The sequence below is a fragment of the Gelidibacter sp. genome (genome assembly GCF_035577925.1).
GTDB lineage: Bacteria > Bacteroidota > Bacteroidia > Flavobacteriales > Flavobacteriaceae > Gelidibacter.
The window spans coordinates 1-4,000 of the sequence record NZ_DATJCY010000227.1 but is presented as its reverse complement, the minus strand read 5'-3'; the positions used below and the strand labels follow the sequence as shown (position 1 = coordinate 4,000).

At 34.7% G+C, this 4,000-nt stretch carries 3 protein-coding genes; all 3 read right to left on the bottom strand.

Going from position 1 to position 4,000, the window contains the following annotated elements:
• Positions 1 to 1,076: reprolysin-like metallopeptidase (locus tag VNJ50_RS09115; protein ID WP_325581117.1), on the bottom strand; the 1,076-nt coding region annotated here is incomplete at its 3' end.
• 343 nt (positions 1,077 to 1,419) lie between these two features.
• Complete coding sequence (locus VNJ50_RS09110) at positions 1,420 to 2,418, bottom strand: virulence RhuM family protein (RefSeq protein ID WP_325581115.1); 999 nt, start codon at positions 2,416 to 2,418, stop codon at positions 1,420 to 1,422.
• A gap of 34 nt (positions 2,419 to 2,452) precedes the next feature.
• Positions 2,453 to 3,955, bottom strand: a complete 1,503-nt coding sequence (locus tag VNJ50_RS09105) for a DUF3427 domain-containing protein (RefSeq protein ID WP_325581119.1) — start codon at positions 3,953 to 3,955, stop codon at positions 2,453 to 2,455.
• Between the last annotated feature and the right edge of the window lie 45 nt (positions 3,956 to 4,000).

The window sequence follows — 4,000 nt, the reverse complement described above, 5'->3', positions numbered from 1 at the left end:
TTACCGGCACAATTGCCAGCGGTACCATTAAAAGTATGTGTAGCTCCAAACTGATGACCTATTTCGTGAGCCACATAATCAATAGCAAACGGATCACCAGAAGGCGTTGACAATCCTGTCGTCCCGGCACCTTTACTATTGGTACAAACACTATTTAATTGTGCTTTACCACCAGAACCTGTAGTAAAGGAATGTCCAATATCATAACTAGCATTTCCTATAAGCGAATTAATAATGCCTGTATTGGCCGAAATGTTTTCTGAATTTGAAAAAAGACTATTTCCAGTGGTCGAAATCAAAAGATCATTATTTGCCACTAAAGTCATTCTGATAGACAATTCTCTATCATAAATACCATTTACCCTCGTCATCGTCGTATTAATGGCAGCTAATGCCGATGCCACGGTACCGCCATGAAAATTAGTGTATTCCACGCTCGTGCCAACTGCCAATCTGTAGGTACGCCTTACACCATCATTGGCATTTTGAACCGCATTGCCTAAATCCCAACTGTTTCTATTAAAAAGCGGATCTTCTACAAAACCACATTCAAATAGATTTTGTGTGGTAGGAATATCTTGTCTTGAAAATGCTTTATACGAACTGTCGGTAGCATAAGGATTGACAAACTCAGTGCCTCTGTCAGAAGATAATTTCATGCTATGCAATCCATCCGGCGAAACGCTAAAATAAATAACGGTCGATGCGTTTTTCAAACTATAACCTACATAAGAGCGGATCTGCGGAAATTTAGCCTGAAGTTCAGGTGCCATCACCGAATATTCCGTAATGTTATAAGCTTCCATAGTGCCGTCAGCATTGGGAAAATCAAGAACAACATCAGATTTCGATGGTGTTTGTACTGGCACTTTCTGCAATACCGAATTCAGAGCATTAATATCAAGCTGATAATACGTAGCTTTAACAGGCACAGATTCTTGAGGCAGCACTCTTTCTTGAGCGACACTGTTTTTAGTAATTTGGGTCCAAGGCGAATGTCCTTGCTGACCGAAAGTCATCGAAAAGGTAAAAACCAATATAAAGAGCGCGCGCAGCTTCATGTATCTGTTTTCCATGTAGTTTATAATTGTTTAACCATGATCATATTTGGGGCATGAAAATTAAATATACCAAAAAAAGCACACCGAAGACCAGCTTAAAATTAAAATCACAAATTTATCTAAGTTTATTTAATCTTTTAGAAGAGTTCTGAACTATTAAAACCCTTTCTAAACCTTCAAAACACCCAGTTTCTTTGGAATTAAAAGCTCTAAACATCAATATGGATGGACTTCGTCCAAACAGTGGGTTTTTTAATTTCGGTTTGTGCGTTGGCTTGTGTGAAACGAAGTTCACGAACTCCAAAAATGATTTATAAAATCGTGAGTAATTGCAAATGTGCTTGCTGTGTGTTGGTGGTTATTTAGATTTATTGTCAATCTTCTTAATTATCTTATCAAAATCACTTTCTCCTATCATCTTTTGTTGTTGCTGTTTAAACTTGTCATATTCTAATTCTGCATTTGCTTTTCCTAATTCGTGAGAAATACTACCTGCGTTCGTTAATATTTCTCGGTCATTTAGTTGAAGGAATCCATTTAATTTATCAATCCAATCTTTCATATACATTGGGATTCTTCGTTGTGCTTGACCTTGTGCAAAAATTAAATATTGCTCAACCAAATTATTTAAAGCAGATAATTCATTTTCATTTAAATAGTTTTTAGCAATAGAAACATCTGATTTTCTAATTTTATTACCACGCCAATTTGTTAGTCCCATATTCTGTTTTCCACTATCTGCTCTGCTATTGATAATTTCGGCCGCTGTTTGGCCAGTGATAGCCCAATGCAGTTTGTTCTGAACTGTCTTAAAAAATTCTATACTAATATCAAGCGTAGGGTCATAATCTACACTTGTTGCATATATGTCGGTAATCTTGCGATAAAAGCGTTTTTCTGAGGTGCGAATATCTTGTATTCGCCTTTCAAGTTCCTCAAAATAATCAAATGGTAAATCTGGATTTTTTAACCGTTCATCATCTAAGACAAAGCCTTTTACGATATATTCTCTTAATTGATGCGTTGCCCACTGCCTAAATTTTGTGGCAATGTGAGATTTAATTCTATATCCTACTGAAATGATGGCATCAAGGTTGTAAAACTTTTGGTTTCTTTTGACCTCTCGATTACCCTCTTTTTGAACTTGTAAGAAATCCTTACAAGTTGAACTTTCCTCTAATTCACCTTCTTCGAAGATGTTTTTTAGATGAATTGTTATGTTTTGAGAAGTTGTCTGAAACAATTCCGCCATCATCTTTTGCGTCAACCAAACGGTTTCGTCTTGGAAACGAACATCTAATTTTGTTTCTCCGTTTTCGGTTTGATAAATGATTATTTGAGATTTATTTTCTTGCATACTATTATTTTTTTAATAATAATTCAAAGGGTTATTACCCAACAGATAGTTTTGCACTTTCTTTCCATAAATAATGCGGAATGGATTCTTTTAATTTCCATTTGATTGACATGGGTTTTGAGCCTTCATGCTCCACGTATTTTGCAGGACCAATAAATACATAACCCTGTGTGAATTTATCAGAATCTTCTTTGCTTTCTCGAACAAATAATAAAATAGTTTTCTTGTTTTTTTGTTGAAGTATATAGGATAACCCTTTTGAGCTTTCCGGTGAGGTCTGATTTTGGGACTGCCAATGAAAAAGTGTTTCATTTATTGCATAATCATCATACATTGTTGTTGGAGAAAAATCCTCTTCTGACTTTTTTAAATTCACAAAAAGTGCCTCAACGTTAAGATCTTTGTTTTCAGCAACTCCTTCACGATTAGAACTCTTTTTCTCGATCGTGCTTAATCCCAAAGCTACTAAAACTTGGTCACGGGTATAACGTGCATGAATTTGAAGTGGAAAATTTGGCATTTCAACAAATGGTATTTCCTCAAAACCTATTTTATCAATTTTCACCTCCAAGTATTCTTTCATTTCTGAAACGAAGTCTCGATTTTCACCCATCTGTTTCAGACCTTCTTGCAAGCTTAAATTTAATATAGGCCCTTGATAAAAATCATAATAAAGCATCAAGGCCATTAGGCGATTAGAGACTTTATTTTCTAATTGATTAAGGTCGAATTTTACTTCGATTAAAGATAAAATGAATTTAAAATACTGGATAGATTCTGTGACTATCCACTTTTTCCCTAACATTGATTTATAGTTATCAAAATTAAAGGTGTCGTACTCTTTATTAAATGCTTCGCTTTTAAGGGAATTAAAAGTATGGTTCTTGTAAATGTGTTTTAATTCAAGATTGTAAATCCTTAGAAAATTTTTCAGATTTAAAGGAAGTTTTGTGTGGTTTTGAAAGTTTTGAATTAGCCGTATTAATTTACGCTTATTCATATCTGTTGCATGGCGAATATTTTCTAAGATATATTCTTTGGCTTGTTTTTCCAGAACAATAGAACTTCCTAAAGGAAGGTTAGGGAAATCTTTTTCTATTTCATTTTGTACAGTAGTATTTGTTTTTCCAATCAGTGCTCTAAACTTATTTTCATAATCGAATTCTTTGCGTGCCTGTCCTACAAAGTCCAGCACCGTCAGCGCATCTTTCCCTTCGTGCAATCGCAAGCCACGACCTAATTGTTGTAAGAAAATGGTTAAACTTTCGGTAGGACGTAGAAACAACACGGTGTCAATTTCAGGTATATCTATACCTTCATTGAAAATATCGACTACAAACAAATAATTAATTTTCTTTGTTTTAAATCTATGAATAATATCCACTCGGTCAATTGAGTTTTCGGAAGTCAAACATTCAGCAGCTAAACCTATTTTTTCAAACTTCTGTTTCATGAATTTTGCATGCTTTATGCTCGCGCAAAACCCAATAGCTCTTACCTCTTTAAAGTCTTTTGTATAACTCTGAAGGTTTTGAATGATATCTCTAACCCTAAAATCGTTTGCTGTGAGTACATTGGTAAG

Bases quoted from the DNA above. Each gene is read 5' to 3' on its own strand.
- VNJ50_RS09110 (WP_325581115.1), bottom strand. From the start codon at position 2,418: ATGCAAGAAAATAAATCTCAAATAATCATTTATCAAACCGAAAACGGA.